The following is an 18,511-nucleotide window of genomic DNA, read 5'->3' as shown; positions in this document are numbered from 1 at the left end:
CTCAGGAAATAACCCCCTTAATAATATTGGAAGTATATTGCCGATATATGGACAATATTTACTCTATTAACTTTCAAATTAGCCATTAGGCTCATCAGTCATATTAGGTAATTCATCAAACGTCAAAAACCACAATATTAACGCAAGTAAATTAACAGGTTAAAAAGATATATATTGACATGAGGAGCATCTCACAATTGATTATAAGAACATTGAGGGTTGTCTCAGATTCTCATTGTGTTAGGGTATATGGCGCTCTATTTTTTCATCAGGATAATATTGATCGAATAAACATAATTTAAAATTTACAGGGGAATACACCAACTGCATGGCAATTAAACTCGAAGTAAAGAATTTATATAAAATATTTGGTGAGCATCCAGATCGAGCTTTTAAACTACTTGAATCAGGTAAGAATAAAGAGCAGATATTTGCCAAAACTGGTTTGTCCGTTGGCGTTAAAGATGCCAATCTGGCCATTGAAGAAGGCGAGATATTCGTCATCATGGGGTTATCCGGTTCCGGTAAATCCACCCTGGTACGCCTTCTCAATCGTCTGATAGAACCCACCCGCGGTGAAGTGCTGATCGACGGCGAAGATATTGCCAAAATATCTGATAGCGCCCTGCGCACCGTACGCCGTAATAAGATAAGCATGGTCTTCCAATCCTTTGCCTTAATGCCCCATATGAATGTGCTGGATAACACTGCATTCGGTATGGAGTTAGCCGGCGTCCCGCAACAGGAACGTCACGAAAAAGCCTTGGAAGCATTACGTCAGGTGAGTCTGGAAAACTACGCGTATTCTTATCCCGATGAGTTGTCCGGTGGGATGCGCCAGCGCGTGGGTTTAGCCCGCGCCATGGCCAACAACCCCGATATTCTGTTAATGGATGAGGCTTTCTCCGCACTCGACCCCTTAATCCGTACCGAAATGCAAGATGAGCTGGTCAAATTACAGGCCAAACATCAGCGCACTATCGTCTTTATCTCTCATGACCTGGACGAAGCCATGCGTATTGGCGATCGCATCGCCATTATGCAGGGCGGTGAAGTGGTGCAAGTCGGAACGCCGGATGAGATCTTGAATAACCCGGCCAATGACTATGTACGCACCTTCTTCCGTGGCGTCGACATCAGCCACGTCTTCAGTGCTAAAGACATCGCGCGCCGCCGCCCGGTGTCCTTGATCCGCAAAACACCGGGTTTCGGCCCGCGTTCGGCATTAAAACTGCTTCAGGATGAAGACCGCGATTACGGCTATGTGCTGGAGCGCGGGCAGAAGTTTATCGGCGTGGTATCGATCGATTCACTGAAAAAGGCATTGGCAGAGAACCAATCACTGGATAGCGCCTTATTGGCCGATCCGGCACCGGTTCCCGCCGACATGCCCCTCAGTGAGCTGATTTCATTGGTTGCACAGGCCCCGTGCGCGGTTCCTGTGGTCGGTGAGGACAGCAGTTATATCGGTATTATTTCCAAAGCCATGCTGTTGCATGCCTTAGATAAGGAGACGCCAAATGAGTAATCAAATCCAAAGCGGCACCCCCGTAGACAGCAATCCATGGGCGACAGCTGCACCGGTAGCAACCGACTCTGCCCCTCAGACCCTGTCAGCGGCGGCTGACCCATGGGGAGCCAGCATGGCCGAGGGTAGCCAGCGCGCCGCCAATGCAGGCCACGAGGTTGCTTCTCAGGCCGTGCAGAGCCAAGCTGCACAAAGTACCGATTGGCTGAATAGCGCGCCCGCGGCCACTCCTGAACATTTCAGTCTAATGGACCCATTCCATAACACTTGGGTGCCACTGGATTCGTGGGTTACTCAGGGTATTGACTGGGTGGTACTGCATTTCCGCCCGCTGTTCCAAGGTATTCGCGTGCCGGTTGATTTTATTCTCAGCGGCTTCCAACACCTGTTACTGGGCATGCCTGCACCGGTGGCGATTCTGGTTTTCGCCCTGATTGCGTGGCAGTTTTCTACCTTAGGGATGGGCGTGGCGACATTGGTCTCCCTGATTGCTATCGGCGCTATTGGCGCATGGTCGCAAGCTATGGTGACACTGGCGCTGGTTCTGACCTCGCTGTTCTTCTGTATCCTTATCGGACTGCCGCTCGGGATATGGCTGGCACGTAGCAATAACGCCGCCCGAATTATTCGCCCGCTACTGGATGCGATGCAAACCACACCGGCTTTCGTCTATCTGGTGCCCATTGTCATGCTGTTTGGTATTGGTAATGTGCCCGGCGTAGTGGTGACGATTATCTTTGCCCTGCCGCCCATCGTCCGTCTGACTATCTTGGGTATCAAGCAGGTGCCGGAAGACCTCATTGAAGCCGCTGAATCCTTCGGTGCCAATCCGCGCCAATTATTGTTCAAAGTACAGTTACCACTGGCGATGCCGACCATCATGGCGGGTGTCAACCAAACCTTAATGCTCGCATTGTCGATGGTGGTTATTGCTTCAATGATTGCTGTAGGGGGCTTGGGCCAAATGGTACTGCGCGGTATTGGTCGCCTTGATATGGGGCTAGCCGCTGTCGGTGGTGTCGGTATCGTGATTCTGGCGATTATCCTCGACCGTCTGACTCAATCATTAGGCCGTGACCGCCGCAGCAAAGGCATTGGCCGCTGGTATGCCACCGGCCCTATCGGGCTTATCACCAAACCATTTTTAAATACCAAGTAATTTCAATTCATTACACTAAAATTATACCCAAAGTCATTGGCGCTGCGGCAAGGCAGCAAGCGAGTAAATCCCGATGAGCTTACATCAGTAAGTGATTCGGGTGCGCGAGCGCCGCTAGCACAGCAGCAGTGTCATGGACAAAGGGGATAGGGGAAAATTATGCGTAAGACCGGAGTTTGGGTATTAGCCCTCACCACACTGATCAGCACTCAGTTATCCGCCGCAGAATTACCGGGCAAAGGCGTTACTGTCCAACCACTGCAAAGCACCATTTCGGAAGAAACCTTCCAGACCTCACTGGTCAATAAAGCGCTGGAGAAGCTCGGTTACGACGTCCAGCCCACCAAAGAAGTGGATTACAATGTCGCTTACTCTTCCATTGCCGCAGGCGATGCCACTTATTTGGCGGTAAACTGGGATCCGCTACATAATGACCAATATGCAGCCGCCGGTGGCGATGCTAAGTTCTACCGTCAGGGTAACTTTATTGAAGGGCTGGCGCAGGGGTATTTGATTGACAAAAAAACCGCCGATAAATACCACATCACCAATATTGAGCAGCTAAAAGATCCGAAAATCGCCAAATTGTTTGATGCAAATAATGACGGCAAGGCCGATCTCACTGGCTGTAATCCAGGTTGGGGTTGTGAAGCCCCGATTAACCACCAAATCCAAGCTTATGGCCTAAGCGACACGGTAACCCATAATCAGGGTAACTATGCCGCGATGATTGCCGATACCATCACGCGCTACAAAGAAGGCAAGCCAATTCTGTATTACACTTGGACGCCGTATTGGGTCAGTGACGTGCTGGTTCCCGGCCGTGATGTGGTGTGGTTACAGGTGCCATTCTCTTCCCTGCCGGATAAGACTATCGACACCCAGCTTTCTAATGGTGCGAACTACGGCTTCCCGCCGAGTGTGATGCATATCGTCGCCAACAAAAAATGGGCAGAAGCTAACCCTGCTGCCGCCAAGTTGTTCTCCATCATGAAACTATCCATTAATGATGTGAATGCCCAGAACATGCGGATGCATGCCGGTGAATCTTCAGATGCCGATATTGAACGCCATGTGAATGGTTGGATCCAAGCTCATCAGACGACCTTTGATGGCTGGGTGAAAACTGCTGCTGAAGCCGGTAATGCGAAAGCTACGCAGTAAATTCTAAATGGGTTTATTGATCTGTTACCCAAGGGGGAGTTCTATTATTTTGCCCCCTGCGGCTTCAAGTGCCAAGGATATACCCAAAGTAATTGGAGTTGCAGGTAGGCAGCAAGCGAATGCATCCCAATGAGCTTACTCAAGTAAGTGATTTGGGTAAGTGAGCGTAGCTAACACCCCTGCGGCTTCAAGTACGAAAGGTATAGATACAACGAAGCCCTGAGTTAGCAATAACTCAGGGCTTCTGAATGTTGGCGGTGCGGACGGGACTCGAACCCGCGACCCCCGGCGTGACAGGCCGGTATTCTAACCGACTGAACTACCGCACCACGCTGCTGTTCCGGTTAAGAACGACTCGAATATTACGGATGCAATGCAATCTCGTCAATACTTTTTCCAGTAAAATAAGCCGTTTGCACAGTTTTCCATCTGGATGCCGTTTTATTCTGCATTCGCACTGTCTTCTGTCTCCAGCGGCATGCGCCATAAACAGCTACCGCCCTTTTTCATCACCAAATCCAGACGAGATTCATGAGCGGCTATTTCCTCTTCAGCGGCATAAATTATTTTCAACCCAGATGCTGGGCGAGTAATGCGCAGGATGTCGTCTGAGGAATTATTCTGCGACTGATCACCCTCCATTGAAAAAGAAAGCGACGTCTGGCCGCCGGTCATCGCCAGATAAACTTCCGCCAAAATTTCGGCATCGAGTAACGCGCCGTGCAATGTCCGCTTGGTATTGTCTATCAGGTAGCGGTCACACAGCGCATCAAGGTTATTTCGTTTGCCGGGGAACAGGCGGCGCGCCAGCAACAAGCTGTCAGTGATGGTGCAGAAAGTTTCCGTTTTCGGAATGTCCTGCTGCAACATGCGGAATTCATAATCCATAAAGCCGATATCAAACGCCGCGTTATGGATGACTAACTCAGCGCCACGGATAAACTCAAGAAACTCCGGCGCTATATCTGCAAAAGTAGGCTTATCCGCCAAAAACTCATCACTAATACCATGGATACCGTAAGCTTCTGGGTCTACCAGCCGGTCAGGTTTGATATAAACATGGAAATTTCTGCCGGTCAGACGGCGGTTGATCACTTCAACGGCACCGATCTCAATAATCTTATGGCCTTCATAATGAACGCCCAGCTTATTCATACCGGTGGTTTCAGTATCCAGAACAATCTGTCGGGTCGGTGTAACTTGCATATTGCCAGTGCTCATAGCGCTCGTTTATGTCAGACTTAACGTTTAAACAGATAGGAAGAGTCTACCAGAGATGACTAAACAGGTAGAAATTTTCACCGATGGATCTTGCCTTGGCAATCCTGGCCCCGGTGGTTACGGCGCAATTTTGCGTTACAAGCAACATGAAAAAACCTTTAGCGCTGGCTATTTCCTGACTACAAACAACCGCATGGAGCTAATGGCCGCTATCGTAGCATTGGAGGCGTTGACCTCACCTTGCGAAGTCACACTCAGCACTGACAGCCAATATGTGCGCCAGGGGATTACTCAGTGGATTCATAACTGGAAAAAGCGCGGCTGGAAAACCACTGACCGCAAACCGGTGCGTAATGTCGATTTATGGCAACGCCTTGATTTGGCTATCCAAACTCACGTAATTCAATGGGAGTGGGTCAAAGGCCATGCCGGTCATCCAGAAAACGAACGCTGCGATGAATTGGCGCGCGAAGGCGCAAATTCACCGACGATGGAAGATACCGGGTATATTCCTAATTAATACGTCACTGCCAACTCAGGGTTGATCACGATAGCTTTTGGTAGCGCCTACTGCCCGGCTGAACCAAGGTTTACGTGCGCCAAACTTCATCGGATTAAACGTCAATGGGATAGTGCGTTTACGAGCAACAATCAAGCTGACACAACCCAAGGCTGGCAGATGGGTGCTGATAAAGCGCCCACCTTCTTTATGCCACGGCAACACATGAAAACGCGACAGATGTAAAACTTCATAATTCAACAAACTCAACCAGTCCAACAAGCGCATCTGAGTAAACATGCGGCTAACATGGGGTTGTCGCTGGCGCAATAATGGCACCAGTTTCCCAGCGCCTAGTAGACTCATGGGGTTAAAGTTGCTGATAACCAGCCAGCCGTCATCAATCAGCACCCGATCCACCTCACGTAAAATACGGTGCGGATCAGCGGCATAGGCTAAAGTATGGGACAGTAAGCAAGCATCCACAGATTTCTCAGCAAAAGGTAACTGATATGGGCTGGCAAGCACCTGCATATTCTTGCCCTGCGCCCCCACATTCACCTGATGGGAGATTGCGCATTTATCGCTAGCAATTTCAGCGCTTAAATGGCCTATCTTCAATAAATGGAAACCAAAGAATTTCGGCCACCAGGGCTGCAATTGCTGCTCAATCGCCGCACGATAATACTCTCCCCAAGGTAACTCAGCCCAAGATGCGGGCGCATCGATCTTTTGGCGTGTTTGTGCTGGTTTCATGTTTTAACGTCTTCTTTCAAACTGTTGCCAATAAAAGAGGTATCTAATGAATCTTATCAGCATTCCGGCATTTCAAGACAATTACATTTGGTTATTGGCTGACGAACAAAAACACTGTGTCATTGTGGACCCCGGAGAATCAGCTCCCGTGCTGGCAGCTCTGAGCCAAGGCCAGTACCTTCTTCAAGCCATATTATTGACCCATCACCATAATGATCACGTCGGTGGAGTCGCAGATTTACGCCGCCATTACCCCGATATTCCAGTCTATGGGCCACAAGAAACCGCGAATAAGGGTGCGACAATTATTGTAAATGGGGGTGATAACCTGACCATTAGCGGCCAAAAATACCAAGTTATTGCCGTTCCTGGCCACACACTTGGGCATATCGCATACTACAGCAAACCTTATCTTTTCTGTGGTGATACGCTATTTTCCGCGGGCTGTGGCAGGCTATTTGAAGGCACTCCAGCGCAAATGTACAAGTCTATTCAACAGCTCGCGCAACTCCCTGACGAAACCTTAATTTGCAGCGCGCATGAATATACTCTCGCGAATCTTAAGTTTGCCCGTTTTATTCTGCCATCAGACAAAGACATTGCTACATATCAGCATGAAATCATGCAATTACGGGCAAAAGATCGACCTAGTTTACCCGTAAAATTGCAAATTGAGAGGAAAATTAATGTTTTCTTACGTTGTGATGACATTGATTTACAAAGGAAAATAGGCGTAATGTCACCGCCAGAGTCGCTTGTCTCAGTTTTTTCCGAATTACGTGCACAGAAAGACCGTTTCTGAGCTTTTAGTTGTGTTTTTTATCGAAGCAAAGTATGATTGCTCGTCTTTTAAGCAACTACATTGACACACACATGAAGACCAAAGCGATATTTCTCGCCTCAGTCTTGCTTGTTGGGTGCCAGACGTCCAAGACGGGCGTTCAGGCTCCTGTACAGCATGCACAGAGTTTGTCTTCGGCAGGTCAAGAAAGTGAAGCAGGAGAGTACACAAATAGCGCCCGAGAGGGTAGCGCGCGATGGCTGGATAGTGACAGTGGCCTCGCGCAGCAAGATTTGTGGAACTTCATTAGCGACGAGCTGAAGATGAAGGTTCCGGAAAATTCTCGGATCCGTGAACAGAAACAAAAATACTTAAAAAATAAGAGCTATCTCCACGATGTAACATTACGGGCAGAGCCGTACATGTACCTGATAGTCGAGCAAATTAAGAAACGTAATATGCCGATGGAGCTGGTACTGCTACCCATAGTGGAGAGCGCTTTTGACCCACACGCGACATCATCCGCCAACGCCGCAGGGCTGTGGCAGATAGTGCCAAGTACCGGTCGAAATTATGGCTTGAAACAAAACCAATGGTATGACGGCCGCAGAGATGTGGTGGCGTCTACCAAAGCAGCGCTTGATATAATGGAGCGCCTGAACAAGATGTTTGACGGTGACTGGTTGTTAACAGTCGCTGCCTATAACAGCGGTGAAGGCAGAGTTATGCAAGCGGTGAAAGCAAATAAGGCAAAGGGTAAACCGACGAACTTTTGGGCATTGTCGCTTCCTCGTGAAACGTCAATTTATGTTCCAAAAATGCTGGCCTTGGGTGATTTAATCAAGAACAGCAAAAAGTACGGTATAAACTTGCCTGACACCGACAAAGACCGTGCATTAGCGCGCGTTGATGTTGGTCAGCAGATAGAGCTAACTCAGGCGGCTGAGATGGCGGGGATGTCACTGACAAAGTTGAAATCCTTTAATTCTGGGTATAAGCGCAATGTAACGGCACCAGCTGGACACGGTCCTCGTTATATTATGTTGCCGAAATCCCATGCTGAGCAGCTTAAAGATTCATTGGCAGATACTGATATTGCCGCAGTTCAACCAACCAAGTTGGCACAGAACAGCACAAAATCAGCATCAAACTCGCAGTATAAAGTTCGCCCCGGCGACACCTTATCTACGATAGCCAAGCGGTTGAATATCAAGACCAGCGATTTGCAGAGTTGGAACAACTTACATGCCAAGAGCACCTTAAAAGTTGGGCAAACCCTGCAACTGGCAAGCAATACAACTAGCAGCAACAGCATCACCTATCAAGTTCGTAAAGGTGATTCTTTTGCCAGTATTGCCAAGCGTCACGGTGTAAACACCGACGATGTGATGCGATGGAATTCGGTAGTCAGCAAAGCTAATAAATTGCTGCCAGGTTTGAACTTGACGCTGTTCGTTAACGGCAAATCAACCCCGGACGCATAAAGTCAGAATCGCTATTAAAGCTGTTAAAAAGCACCCTTCGGGGTGCTTTTTTTATGGCCGAAACTCAACCAGAAGCGGATTATGATCAGAAGCTCGCGTCACTAATACCGAAGCATCTGCCAGCGTAAGGCCACGGTAAAAAACGAAATCGAGAGGCTTACCAAAAGCGCGGCTACGATTATCTGTAGGAAACTCAACTTCTTCCAAACCCGAACCCTGAGCAAAACACTGTAATGCGTTAACCCGCTGGCGACTCCAGGCATTGAAATCCCCAGCCAGAATAACCGGGCCACGGTGCATAGCTATTTGCTCTCCAATCGGCTCTAACTGTTTACTGTAAACATCGACACCAAGACTGAAATTCACAGCATGAATATTCACGACCATCAATAATCGACCATCATGAATGGGATAAACAGTGACTAGTGCCGACTTAGACAAGCGCAGCAGTGGTTCTCGCTCTCGCAATGGGCAACAGTAGACTGGGTGAGTGGCCGCTAACGTCATCACGCCAGAGGGGTGCTGAGGTAGCGCAAAGGCTGGAACCTGATCTGCCGCTTGATAATGGGACGTAGCAAACCTCACCAGCTCGGGTGTTGTTTGTGCTTCTTGCAGTAGCATCAGTTGCGCATCACTCCCGAACTCTTTGAGCACAGACAGCCATTCAGCCCGCTGTTGCTTAAAGATATTCCACACCATCACCCGTAGAAATTCCGTGGTCGGCAAAGGGGTGCCTGGAGGTAACCCTTGCCCCAATAATTTAGTAGAGCCAGGGAAAATCTGTTCAACCGGTTGACCTGCAACATACCGCATTGCATATGTTCGTTTCGGCACTTTGATGGCCTATTCCTTATTCGAAATCACTCTGGCTTGTAAGATAACCGCAGTGGATAGTTCACTGATTATACGCTCAGATGTTCCGGTCAGTAATGTCTTTTACCTATATTGCTTTTTTGATATTGGGATGCTCAAGGATAGATTCAATCTATGTTATTCATAATGCACTAATAAGACTTCTATTAACAAAGAAGCCCGCCAGGCGGGCTTAATGTGGAAACTAGTTTGTAGCAACCTGACTTGAGTGTTTTTTATCCAGCTCACCACTTAGTCTTACCAGTAATAATGCAGCGATGACGATAACTCCACCGATCCATGGTGTCTGCGCTAAACCAACTCGAGTAACCGCCTGCCCACCAAGAATTGACCCTAACGCAATACCTACGTTAAATGCTGCGATATTCAAACCAGAGGCGATATCAACCGCATATGGTGTATATTCTTCCGCCTTTTGCACCACATAAACCTGTAAACCGGGGACATTACCGAAAGCGAAAACCCCCATAATTAGCAAGGTAATCAGTGCTGCAATACTGTGGTTAGCACTGAACTGGAAAACAAATAACAAGCCAGCCAATGCAGTAAAGATAAAGCTCAAAGCAGGCACTGCACCATAGCGGTCAGCCAGTTTGCCCCCCCAGATATTACCAAACGCGACTGACACCCCATACGCTAACAAAATCCAGCTCACGGCGGCAGCCGAGAAGCCCGCCAACTCTTGCATAACCGGAGCAAGGAAAGTAAACATGGTAAAGAAACCGCCGTATCCTAATGCCGTAATAGCATAAATCAACAATAAACGTGGGTGGGTAACTACCTGAAACTGTTGTTTTAACGTGGCTGAAGCTTTATTGGGAATATTACTTGGCACCAAAATAGCACTGGCGATAATGGCAATAATCCCAATCAGTGATACTGCAAGAAAAGTTTCACGCCAGCCAAAATACTGCCCAATGAATGTCCCTAATGGAACCCCAGTCACCAGTGCTACAGTCAAGCCGCCAAACATAATAGCGATAGCCGAGGCGGCCTTCTCTTTGGGCACCAGACTGGATGCAATAGTCGACCCTATTGAGAAAAATACCCCGTGCGCCAAGCCGGTTAATAAACGAGCGATAACCAATGATTCATAACCCGGTGATTGCCATGCTAATAAGTTGCCTAACGTGAACAAAACCATAAGGCCAATCAATAACATTTTACGCGGAATCCGCCCTGTTAATGCAGTCAGCACCGGAGCACCAATCGCCACCCCCAATGCGTAAATTGAGACTAATAAACCGGCGGAAGGGACAGAAACGCCCAGTTGTTCGGCGATCGTCGGCACCAATCCGACAATAACAAATTCTGTGGTACCAATAGCGAATGCACTGATGGTCAGTGCCAGTAAAGCGAGCGGCATTATCGACTCCAGAAAACAGTTAATGAAAAACAAGTCAATTTGATAGCGGCTATTATGTGCCTATGTTTAAATGACAAAAATGCTCAAAATATCAAAATATTTTTGCTGGAGTGGCAACAATGAAAGCAAACTCAGATGAACTGATTACCTTTGTAACAGTGGTGGAATGTGGCAGCTTCAGCCGTGCAGCAGAGCAGCTTGAACAAGCAAATTCAGTAGTAAGCCGAACAGTAAAGAAGCTAGAGAATAAGCTGGGTGTCACTTTGCTCAATCGCACCACTAGGCAAATCAGTCTGACTCAAGAAGGTGAGCACTATTTTCGGCGGGTACAAAATATTTTGCGTGAGATGGCAACAGCAGAGAATGAAATCCTAGATAATCAATTGAATCCTAAAGGATTACTTCGTATTGATGCCTCTACTCCAGTAGTACTGCATATTATCGCGCCATTGATGGCTGAGTTTCGTCAGCGCTATCCTTTGGTGACTTTATCGCTGGTTTCGTCTGAGACATTCATCAATCTTATAGAGAGAAAAGTAGATATTGCTATCAGGGTGGGGACTTTACAGGACTCAACTTTGCGAGCCAGAAAACTAATGACCAGTTATCGCCATATTCTGGCCTCACCGGCATACTTGAAGCAGCATGGTACGCCACAGACAGTAGCGGATTTACAGTATCATTTATGCTTAGGGTTTAATGACTTACCCGCATTAAATCGCTGGCCTTTAGCTGGAGCTGATGGCCAACTTTATGAAATTAATTCAGATTTGACATCAAATAATGGAGAAACTCAGCGCCGCCTGTGTCTTGAGGGGAATGGTATTGCCTGCCTATCAGATTTCATGATCCAGCAGGATCTACAACGTGGAGATTTGATACCGATACTTCAAGAACACACTTTGCCAGTCGCAATGCCGATTAATGCCGTGTATTACAGTGACCAGGCTGTCAGTAATCGGCTGCGCTGTTTTATTGATTTTATCAATGATCGCCTGATATCAATCAGCTCTACAAAATAAAAAACCACCCCATGTGAGGTGGCTCAGTTTATTGCTGTAGTTAGTCCCACTTTGGTGCCAGACCATCAGGGCTAACCAAACGCTCCTCGCGATCTAGCGTAGCAATTAGCGCCATATCTTCTGCGCTTAGGTGTAAATCACGAGCTAACAGATTGCTGGCTAAATTAGCCACTTTCGTTGATGAAGGAATAACACTGTAGCCCAATTGCATTGCCCAGCTTAAAATGACCTGTGCAGGTGTAGCACCGCACTGCTCAGCAATGGTCTTGATGATCGGCTCTTCTAATGCCTTGCCATAAGCTAGTGTCATATAAGAAGTTATTGCAATGCCATTTATCTGAGCGAACTCAACAACCTTACGGTTTTGCAATAATGGGGATAATTCAATTTGGTTAGTTGCGATTTCCTCAGCCCCCACTGCTGCTATAGCCTGCCGCATTAAATCAATGGTGAAGTTAGAGATACCAATCTGGCGCGTTAATCCCAATTCTTTGGCTTTCATTAGCTCAGCCATAGACTCAGCAACAGAGACTTCATCATTTGGTGACGGCCAGTGAATCAATGTTAAATCTACATAATCAGTTTTCAGCTTCTGTAAACTCTCTTGCAGGCTCGGAATTAATTTTCCTTGCGCTAAATTCGCCACCCAAATCTTGGTCGTGATGAACAACTCATCACGTTTTACCCCACTTTCTGCGATAGCTTGACCAACTGCAGCTTCATTTTCATATATTTGTGCTGTATCGATTGCACGATAACCTAATTTCAATGCTTGGTTAACTGAATCTATAACAACTTGATCTTGAAGACGAAAAGTTCCAAGCCCGAATGCAGGTATGCTCATTATCATTCCTTATTTTTTTGATGGTAAGTGTATCTTGAAAAGCAATTAAGAATTTTCATGCCGTCGTAAATCATGGGGCTGATGAAAAACTAAATTAATTATGACAAGAGTTTTACCAACAAAAAATGGGGTATTAAGCATAATACTTATGATTATAAATCAAATATCACACTCAATAAGCTAAATGTATTCAGTTAAACGGAGTTATGTGGCCATTGCATAAGTGGGATATTCAGTGACTAAGATAAGAGAATACTTAGGAGTGGAAATCTAGAGAGGAAGAGGCAAAAAATATTAACAACTGTTGGAATGCAAAAAGACCCTGAATCTAGGATTCAGGGTCTTTGCAATAAGTGGCGGAACGGACGGGGCTCGAACCCGCGACCCCCTGCGTGACAGGCAGGTATTCTAACCAACTGAACTACCGCTCCACCGATTCTTTTACGTGTATCTTCCCGATACTTACCCTCTACAGGGCCAGCGCTCCGCGCTGTGCAAAACCGCCTTTGGCGATTTTGTTAGTCACCAGATGTCATTCTGATAACTCGTGTTTGATGCCTGGCAGTGTCCTACTCTCGCATGGGGAGACCCCACACTACCATCGGCGCTACGGCGTTTCACTTCTGAGTTCGGCATGGAATCAGGTGGGTCCACCGCGCTATGGCCGCCAGGCAAATTCTGTTTCAATTAACCCGCTATGTAATATCACACAGCCAGCCAATCCAATCTCGGAACTTCGCTGAAAATCTTAATTTCTCTCAAATCACCAAAACACCTTTGGTGTTGTAAGGTTAAGCCTCACGGATCATTAGTACTGGTTAGCTCAATGCATCGCTGCACTTACACACCCAGCCTATCAACGTCATAGTCTTTAACGTTCCTTCAGGGGGCTTAAAGCCCCAGGGAAGACTCATCTCGAGGCAAGTTTCCCGCTTAGATGCTTTCAGCGGTTATCTCTTCCGAATTTAGCTACCGGGCAATGCCATTGGCATGACAACCCGAACACCAGTGATTCGTCCACTCCGGTCCTCTCGTACTAGGAGCAGCCCCTCTCAATCTTCCAACGCCCACGGCAGATAGGGACCGAACTGTCTCACGACGTTCTAAACCCAGCTCGCGTACCACTTTAAATGGCGAACAGCCATACCCTTGGGACCTACTTCAGCCCCAGGATGTGATGAGCCGACATCGAGGTGCCAAACACCGCCGTCGATATGAACTCTTGGGCGGTATCAGCCTGTTATCCCCGGAGTACCTTTTATCCGTTGAGCGATGGCCCTTCCATTCAGAACCACCGGATCACTAAGACCTACTTTCGTACCTGCTCGAGCCGTCACTCTCGCAGTCAAGCTAGCTTATGCCTTTGCACTAACCTCACGATGTCCGACCGTGATTAGCTAACCTTCGTGCTCCTCCGTTACTCTTTGGGAGGAGACCGCCCCAGTCAAACTACCCACCAGACACTGTCCTCACCCCGGATTACGGGGCCGAGTTAGAACATCAAACATTAAAGGGTGGTATTTCAAGGTTGGCTCCATGCAGACTGGCGTCCACACTTCGATGCCTCCCACCTATCCTACACATCAAGGCTCAATGTTCAGTGTCAAGCTATAGTAAAGGTTCACGGGGTCTTTCCGTCTTGCCGCGGGTACACTGCATCTTCACAGCGAGTTCAATTTCACTGAGTCTCGGGTGGAGACAGCCTGGCCATCATTACGCCATTCGTGCAGGTCGGAACTTACCCGACAAGGAATTTCGCTACCTTAGGACCGTTATAGTTACGGCCGCCGTTTACTGGGGCTTCGATCAAGAGCTTCGCCTTGCGGCTGACCCCATCAATTAACCTTCCAGCACCGGGCAGGCGTCACACCGTATACGTCCACTTTCGTGTTTGCACAGTGCTGTGTTTTTATTAAACAGTTGCAGCCAGCTGGTATCTGCGACTGGCTTCGGCGCCGGGAGCAAGTCCCTTTACCTAATGCCAGCGTGCCTTCTCCCGAAGTTACGGCACCATTTTGCCTAGTTCCTTCACCCGAGTTCTCTCAAGCGCCTGAGTATTCTCTACCTGACCACCTGTGTCGGTTTGGGGTACGATTTAATGTTACCTGATGCTTAGAGGCTTTTCCTGGAAGCTTGGCATCAACTACTTCATCACCGTAGTGACTCGTCATCACACCTCAGCGTTGATAAGCAACCGGATTTACCAAGTCGCTCCGCCTACATGCTTAAACCGGGACAACCGTCGCCCGGCTAGCCTAGCCTTCTCCGTCCCCCCTTCGCAGTAACACCAAGTACAGGAATATTAACCTGTTTCCCATCGACTACGCTTTTCAGCCTCGCCTTAGGGGTCGACTCACCCTGCCCCGATTAACGTTGGACAGGAACCCTTGGTCTTCCGGCGTGCGGGTTTTTCACCCGCATTATCGTTACTTATGTCAGCATTCGCACTTCTGATACCTCCAGCAACCCTCACAGGTCACCTTCAACGGCTTACAGAACGCTCCCCTACCCAACAACACCTAAGTGTCGCTGCCGCAGCTTCGGTGCATGGTTTAGCCCCGTTACATCTTCCGCGCAGGCCGACTCGACCAGTGAGCTATTACGCTTTCTTTAAATGATGGCTGCTTCTAAGCCAACATCCTGGCTGTCTATGCCTTCCCACATCGTTTCCCACTTAACCATGACTTTGGGACCTTAGCTGGCGGTCTGGGTTGTTTCCCTCTTCACGACGGACGTTAGCACCCGCCGTGTGTCTCCCGTGATAACATTCTTCGGTATTCGGAGTTTGCATCGGTTTGGTAAGCCGGGATGGCCCCCTAGCCGAAACAGTGCTCTACCCCCGAAGATGAGTTCACGAGGCGCTACCTAAATAGCTTTCGGGGAGAACCAGCTATCTCCCGGTTTGATTGGCCTTTCACCCCCAGCCACAAGTCATCCGCTAATTTTTCAACATTAGTCGGTTCGGTCCTCCAGTTAGTGTTACCCAACCTTCAACCTGCCCATGGCTAGATCACCGGGTTTCGGGTCTATACCTTGCAACTAGACGCCCAGTTAAGACTCGGTTTCCCTACGGCTCCCCTATTCGGTTAACCTTGCTACAAAATATAAGTCGCTGACCCATTATACAAAAGGTACGCAGTCACACCACGAAGGTGCTCCCACTGCTTGTACGTACACGGTTTCAGGTTCTATTTCACTCCCCTCGCCGGGGTTCTTTTCGCCTTTCCCTCACGGTACTGGTTCACTATCGGTCAGTCAGGAGTATTTAGCCTTGGAGGATGGTCCCCCCATATTCAGACAGGATGTCACGTGTCCCGCCCTACTCATCGAGTTCACAGCAAGTGTGTTTTTGTGTACGGGAGTATCACCCTGTACCCTGCGACTTTCCAGACGCTTCCACTAACACACAAACTGATTCAGACTCTGGGCTCCTCCCCGTTCGCTCGCCGCTACTAGGGGAATCTCGGTTGATTTCTTTTCCTCGGGGTACTTAGATGTTTCAGTTCCCCCGGTTCGCCTTGCATGGCTATGTATTCACCATGCAATAGTGCAACGAATTGCACTGGGTTTCCCCATTCGGGTATCGTCGGTTATAACGGTTCATATCACCTTACCGACGCTTTTCGCAGATTAGCACGCCCTTCATCGCCTCTGACTGCCTAGGCATCCACCGTGTACGCTTAGTCGCTTAACCTCACAACCCGAAGGTGTCTTTACAGACAACTTGCGTTGCGATTATTTGAGAGACTCTAATACAGGTTAGTCCTTATCTCAGTACATCTACGGAGAGATAAGTTTCAGCTGTATTGTTTCAATTTTCAGCTTGTTCCAGATTGTTAAAGAGCAATATCTTAAACACGACTTGGTAAAGTCATCTTTAAGATATTCAGTTGATAATGTCTTTCACACATTATCGGATTGGCGTCCCCAAGGGGATTCGAACCCCTGTTACAGCCGTGAAAGGGCAGTGTCCTAGGCCTCTAGACGATGGGGACACGAAGTTCCGATTAAACCGAAATCTAACCGTTTCGCATCAGCATGAGTCGAAACTCACGACATCAACAGGTGCTCTTGCTCATTTACATTCATCAGACAATCTGTGTGGACACTACGCAATGCGTATCGTTAGGTAAGGAGGTGATCCAACCGCAGGTTCCCCTACGGTTACCTTGTTACGACTTCACCCCAGTCATGAATCACAAAGTGGTAAGCGCCCTCCCGAAGGTTAAGCTACCTACTTCTTTTGCAACCCACTCCCATGGTGTGACGGGCGGTGTGTACAAGGCCCGGGAACGTATTCACCGTAGCATTCTGATCTACGATTACTAGCGATTCCGACTTCATGGAGTCGAGTTGCAGACTCCAATCCGGACTACGACAGACTTTATGTGGTCCGCTTGCTCTCGCGAGTTCGCTTCACTTTGTATCTGCCATTGTAGCACGTGTGTAGCCCTACTCGTAAGGGCCATGATGACTTGACGTCATCCCCACCTTCCTCCGGTTTGTCACCGGCAGTCTCCCTTGAGTTCCCACCATTACGTGCTGGCAACAAAGGATAAGGGTTGCGCTCGTTGCGGGACTTAACCCAACATTTCACAACACGAGCTGACGACAGCCATGCAGCACCTGTCTCACAGTTCCCGAAGGCACCGAAGCATCTCTGCTAAGTTCTGTGGATGTCAAGAGTAGGTAAGGTTCTTCGCGTTGCATCGAATTAAACCACATGCTCCACCGCTTGTGCGGGCCCCCGTCAATTCATTTGAGTTTTAACCTTGCGGCCGTACTCCCCAGGCGGTCGACTTAACGCGTTAGCTCCGGAAGCCACGCCTCAAGGGCACAACCTCCAAGTCGACATCGTTTACAGCGTGGACTACCAGGGTATCTAATCCTGTTTGCTCCCCACGCTTTCGCACCTGAGCGTCAGTCTTTGTCCAGGGGGCCGCCTTCGCCACCGGTATTCCTCCAGATCTCTACGCATTTCACCGCTACACCTGGAATTCTACCCCCCTCTACAAGACTCTAGCTTGCCAGTTTCAAATGCAGTTCCCACGTTAAGCGCGGGGATTTCACATCTGACTTAACAAACCGCCTGCGTGCGCTTTACGCCCAGTAATTCCGATTAACGCTTGCACCCTCCGTATTACCGCGGCTGCTGGCACGGAGTTAGCCGGTGCTTCTTCTGCGAGTAACGTCAATCAATCGTGCTATTAACACGACTGCCTTCCTCCTCGCTGAAAGTGCTTTACAACCCGAAGGCCTTCTTCACACACGCGGCATGGCTGCATCAGGCTTGCGCCCATTGTGCAATATTCCCCACTGCTGCCTCCCGTAGGAGTCTGGACCGTGTCTCAGTTCCAGTGTGGCTGGTCATCCTCTCAGACCAGCTAGGGATCGTCGCCTAGGTGAGCCATTACCCCACCTACTAGCTAATCCCATCTGGGCACATCCGATGGCGTGAGGCCCGAAGGTCCCCCACTTTGCTCTTGCGAGGTCATGCGGTATTAGCTACCGTTTCCAGTAGTTATCCCCCTCCATCAGGCAGTTTCCCAGACATTACTCACCCGTCCGCCGCTCGCCGGCAAAGTAGTAAACTACTTCCCGCTGCCGCTCGACTTGCATGTGTTAGGCCTGCCGCCAGCGTTCAATCTGAGCCATGATCAAACTCTTCAATTTAAGATTTGTTTGATTTGCTATGAGTTAACATAGCGATGCTCAAAGATTACTTTCTGCAAATATGCATTCGAACCGAAGTTCAAATGTGTACTGCTTTGGTCACTCTTCAAGACTTTGATATTTCTTCTGCCTGCCGAAACA

12 protein-coding genes, 3 tRNA genes and 3 rRNA genes are annotated in these 18,511 nt (G+C 48.5%); 7 read left to right on the top strand and 11 right to left on the bottom strand.

Annotation, left to right across the window (positions count from 1 at the left end):
* Nucleotides 1-328 precede the first annotated feature (328 nt).
* From proV to proX, 3 genes are all read left to right on the top strand, one after another.
* Complete coding sequence (gene proV / locus OP863_RS04540; protein WP_265525935.1) at nucleotides 329-1,528, top strand: glycine betaine/L-proline ABC transporter ATP-binding protein ProV; 1,200 nt, start codon at nucleotides 329-331, stop codon at nucleotides 1,526-1,528.
* Nucleotides 1,521-2,687, top strand: coding sequence for a glycine betaine/L-proline ABC transporter permease ProW (gene proW / locus OP863_RS04535; RefSeq protein ID WP_038635758.1), 1,167 nt, complete (start codon nucleotides 1,521-1,523; stop codon nucleotides 2,685-2,687). The genes proV and proW overlap by 8 nt, the downstream gene beginning before the upstream one ends.
* A 159-nt stretch (nucleotides 2,688-2,846) precedes the next feature.
* A complete protein-coding gene (proX, locus tag OP863_RS04530; protein WP_265525934.1) occupies nucleotides 2,847-3,851 on the top strand; it encodes a glycine betaine/L-proline ABC transporter substrate-binding protein ProX in 1,005 nt (334 codons plus the stop codon).
* Nucleotides 3,852-4,103: 252 nt separating this feature from the next.
* Here the strand turns inward: proX and OP863_RS04525 are convergent.
* Both OP863_RS04525 and dnaQ read right to left on the bottom strand, forming a co-directional pair.
* A tRNA-Asp gene (locus OP863_RS04525) sits at nucleotides 4,104-4,180 on the bottom strand.
* Nucleotides 4,181-4,292: 112 nt separating this feature from the next.
* Entirely contained in the window at nucleotides 4,293-5,057 is a 765-nt protein-coding gene (gene dnaQ / locus OP863_RS04520) for a DNA polymerase III subunit epsilon (protein WP_038635763.1), read from the bottom strand.
* Nucleotides 5,058-5,127: 70 nt separating this feature from the next.
* Here dnaQ and rnhA point away from each other — a divergent pair, with 70 nt between their 5' ends.
* The gene (gene rnhA, locus OP863_RS04515; RefSeq protein WP_004390359.1) at nucleotides 5,128-5,592 is read left to right on the top strand and encodes a ribonuclease HI; all 465 of its coding nucleotides are present in this window, start codon (nucleotides 5,128-5,130) and stop codon (nucleotides 5,590-5,592) included.
* 15 nt (nucleotides 5,593-5,607) lie between these two features.
* Here rnhA and OP863_RS04510 read toward each other — a convergent pair whose 3' ends face one another.
* The gene (locus OP863_RS04510; RefSeq protein WP_145588345.1) at nucleotides 5,608-6,327 is read right to left on the bottom strand and encodes a class I SAM-dependent methyltransferase; all 720 of its coding nucleotides are present in this window, start codon (nucleotides 6,325-6,327) and stop codon (nucleotides 5,608-5,610) included.
* A 46-nt stretch (nucleotides 6,328-6,373) separates the two neighbouring features.
* Here OP863_RS04510 and gloB point away from each other — a divergent pair, with 46 nt between their 5' ends.
* Nucleotides 6,374-7,129, top strand: coding sequence for a hydroxyacylglutathione hydrolase (gene gloB / locus OP863_RS04505; protein ID WP_265525933.1), 756 nt, complete (start codon nucleotides 6,374-6,376; stop codon nucleotides 7,127-7,129).
* A 71-nt stretch (nucleotides 7,130-7,200) separates the two neighbouring features.
* Nucleotides 7,201-8,592, top strand: coding sequence for a murein transglycosylase D (gene mltD / locus OP863_RS04500; RefSeq protein ID WP_038635772.1), 1,392 nt, complete (start codon nucleotides 7,201-7,203; stop codon nucleotides 8,590-8,592).
* A 51-nt stretch (nucleotides 8,593-8,643) separates the two neighbouring features.
* On the opposite strand, the gene OP863_RS04495 is transcribed toward mltD, so the two are convergent.
* Complete coding sequence (locus OP863_RS04495; protein ID WP_265525932.1) at nucleotides 8,644-9,405, bottom strand: endonuclease/exonuclease/phosphatase family protein; 762 nt, start codon at nucleotides 9,403-9,405, stop codon at nucleotides 8,644-8,646.
* Nucleotides 9,406-9,649: 244 nt separating this feature from the next.
* On the bottom strand, nucleotides 9,650-10,831 hold the full coding sequence (locus OP863_RS04490; protein ID WP_265525931.1) for an MFS transporter: 1,182 nt from the start codon (nucleotides 10,829-10,831) through the stop codon (nucleotides 9,650-9,652).
* Nucleotides 10,832-10,950: 119 nt separating this feature from the next.
* Between OP863_RS04490 and yafC the strand changes: the two genes are divergently transcribed.
* A complete protein-coding gene (gene yafC / locus OP863_RS04485) occupies nucleotides 10,951-11,853 on the top strand; it encodes a DNA-binding transcriptional regulator YafC (protein WP_038635781.1) in 903 nt (300 codons plus the stop codon).
* A gap of 40 nt (nucleotides 11,854-11,893) precedes the next feature.
* Here yafC and dkgB read toward each other — a convergent pair whose 3' ends face one another.
* The 6 genes from dkgB to OP863_RS04455 all read right to left on the bottom strand — a co-directional run bounded on the left by dkgB (nucleotide 11,894) and on the right by OP863_RS04455 (nucleotide 18,370).
* Nucleotides 11,894-12,697 (bottom strand): 2,5-didehydrogluconate reductase DkgB, encoded by an 804-nt coding sequence (dkgB, locus tag OP863_RS04480; protein ID WP_145588339.1) that lies wholly within the window; start codon nucleotides 12,695-12,697, stop codon nucleotides 11,894-11,896.
* A gap of 354 nt (nucleotides 12,698-13,051) precedes the next feature.
* A tRNA-Asp gene (locus OP863_RS04475) sits at nucleotides 13,052-13,128 on the bottom strand.
* 125 nt (nucleotides 13,129-13,253) lie between these two features.
* Nucleotides 13,254-13,369, bottom strand: a 5S ribosomal RNA gene (gene rrf, locus OP863_RS04470).
* 115 nt (nucleotides 13,370-13,484) lie between these two features.
* Nucleotides 13,485-16,391 (bottom strand): 23S ribosomal RNA (locus OP863_RS04465).
* Nucleotides 16,392-16,616: 225 nt separating this feature from the next.
* A tRNA-Glu gene (locus OP863_RS04460) sits at nucleotides 16,617-16,692 on the bottom strand.
* Between the two features lie 135 nt (nucleotides 16,693-16,827).
* A 16S ribosomal RNA gene (locus OP863_RS04455) occupies nucleotides 16,828-18,370 on the bottom strand.
* The 16S, 23S and 5S rRNA genes sit together here with 2 tRNA genes alongside, the layout of an rRNA operon.
* Between the last annotated feature and the right edge of the window lie 141 nt (nucleotides 18,371-18,511).

Source organism: Yersinia sp. SCPM-O-B-9106 (C-191), from assembly GCF_026183365.1.
In the GTDB taxonomy this organism is placed as follows: domain Bacteria; phylum Pseudomonadota; class Gammaproteobacteria; order Enterobacterales; family Enterobacteriaceae; genus Yersinia; species Yersinia rochesterensis.
This window is presented reverse-complemented; position numbering and strand designations above follow the sequence as displayed.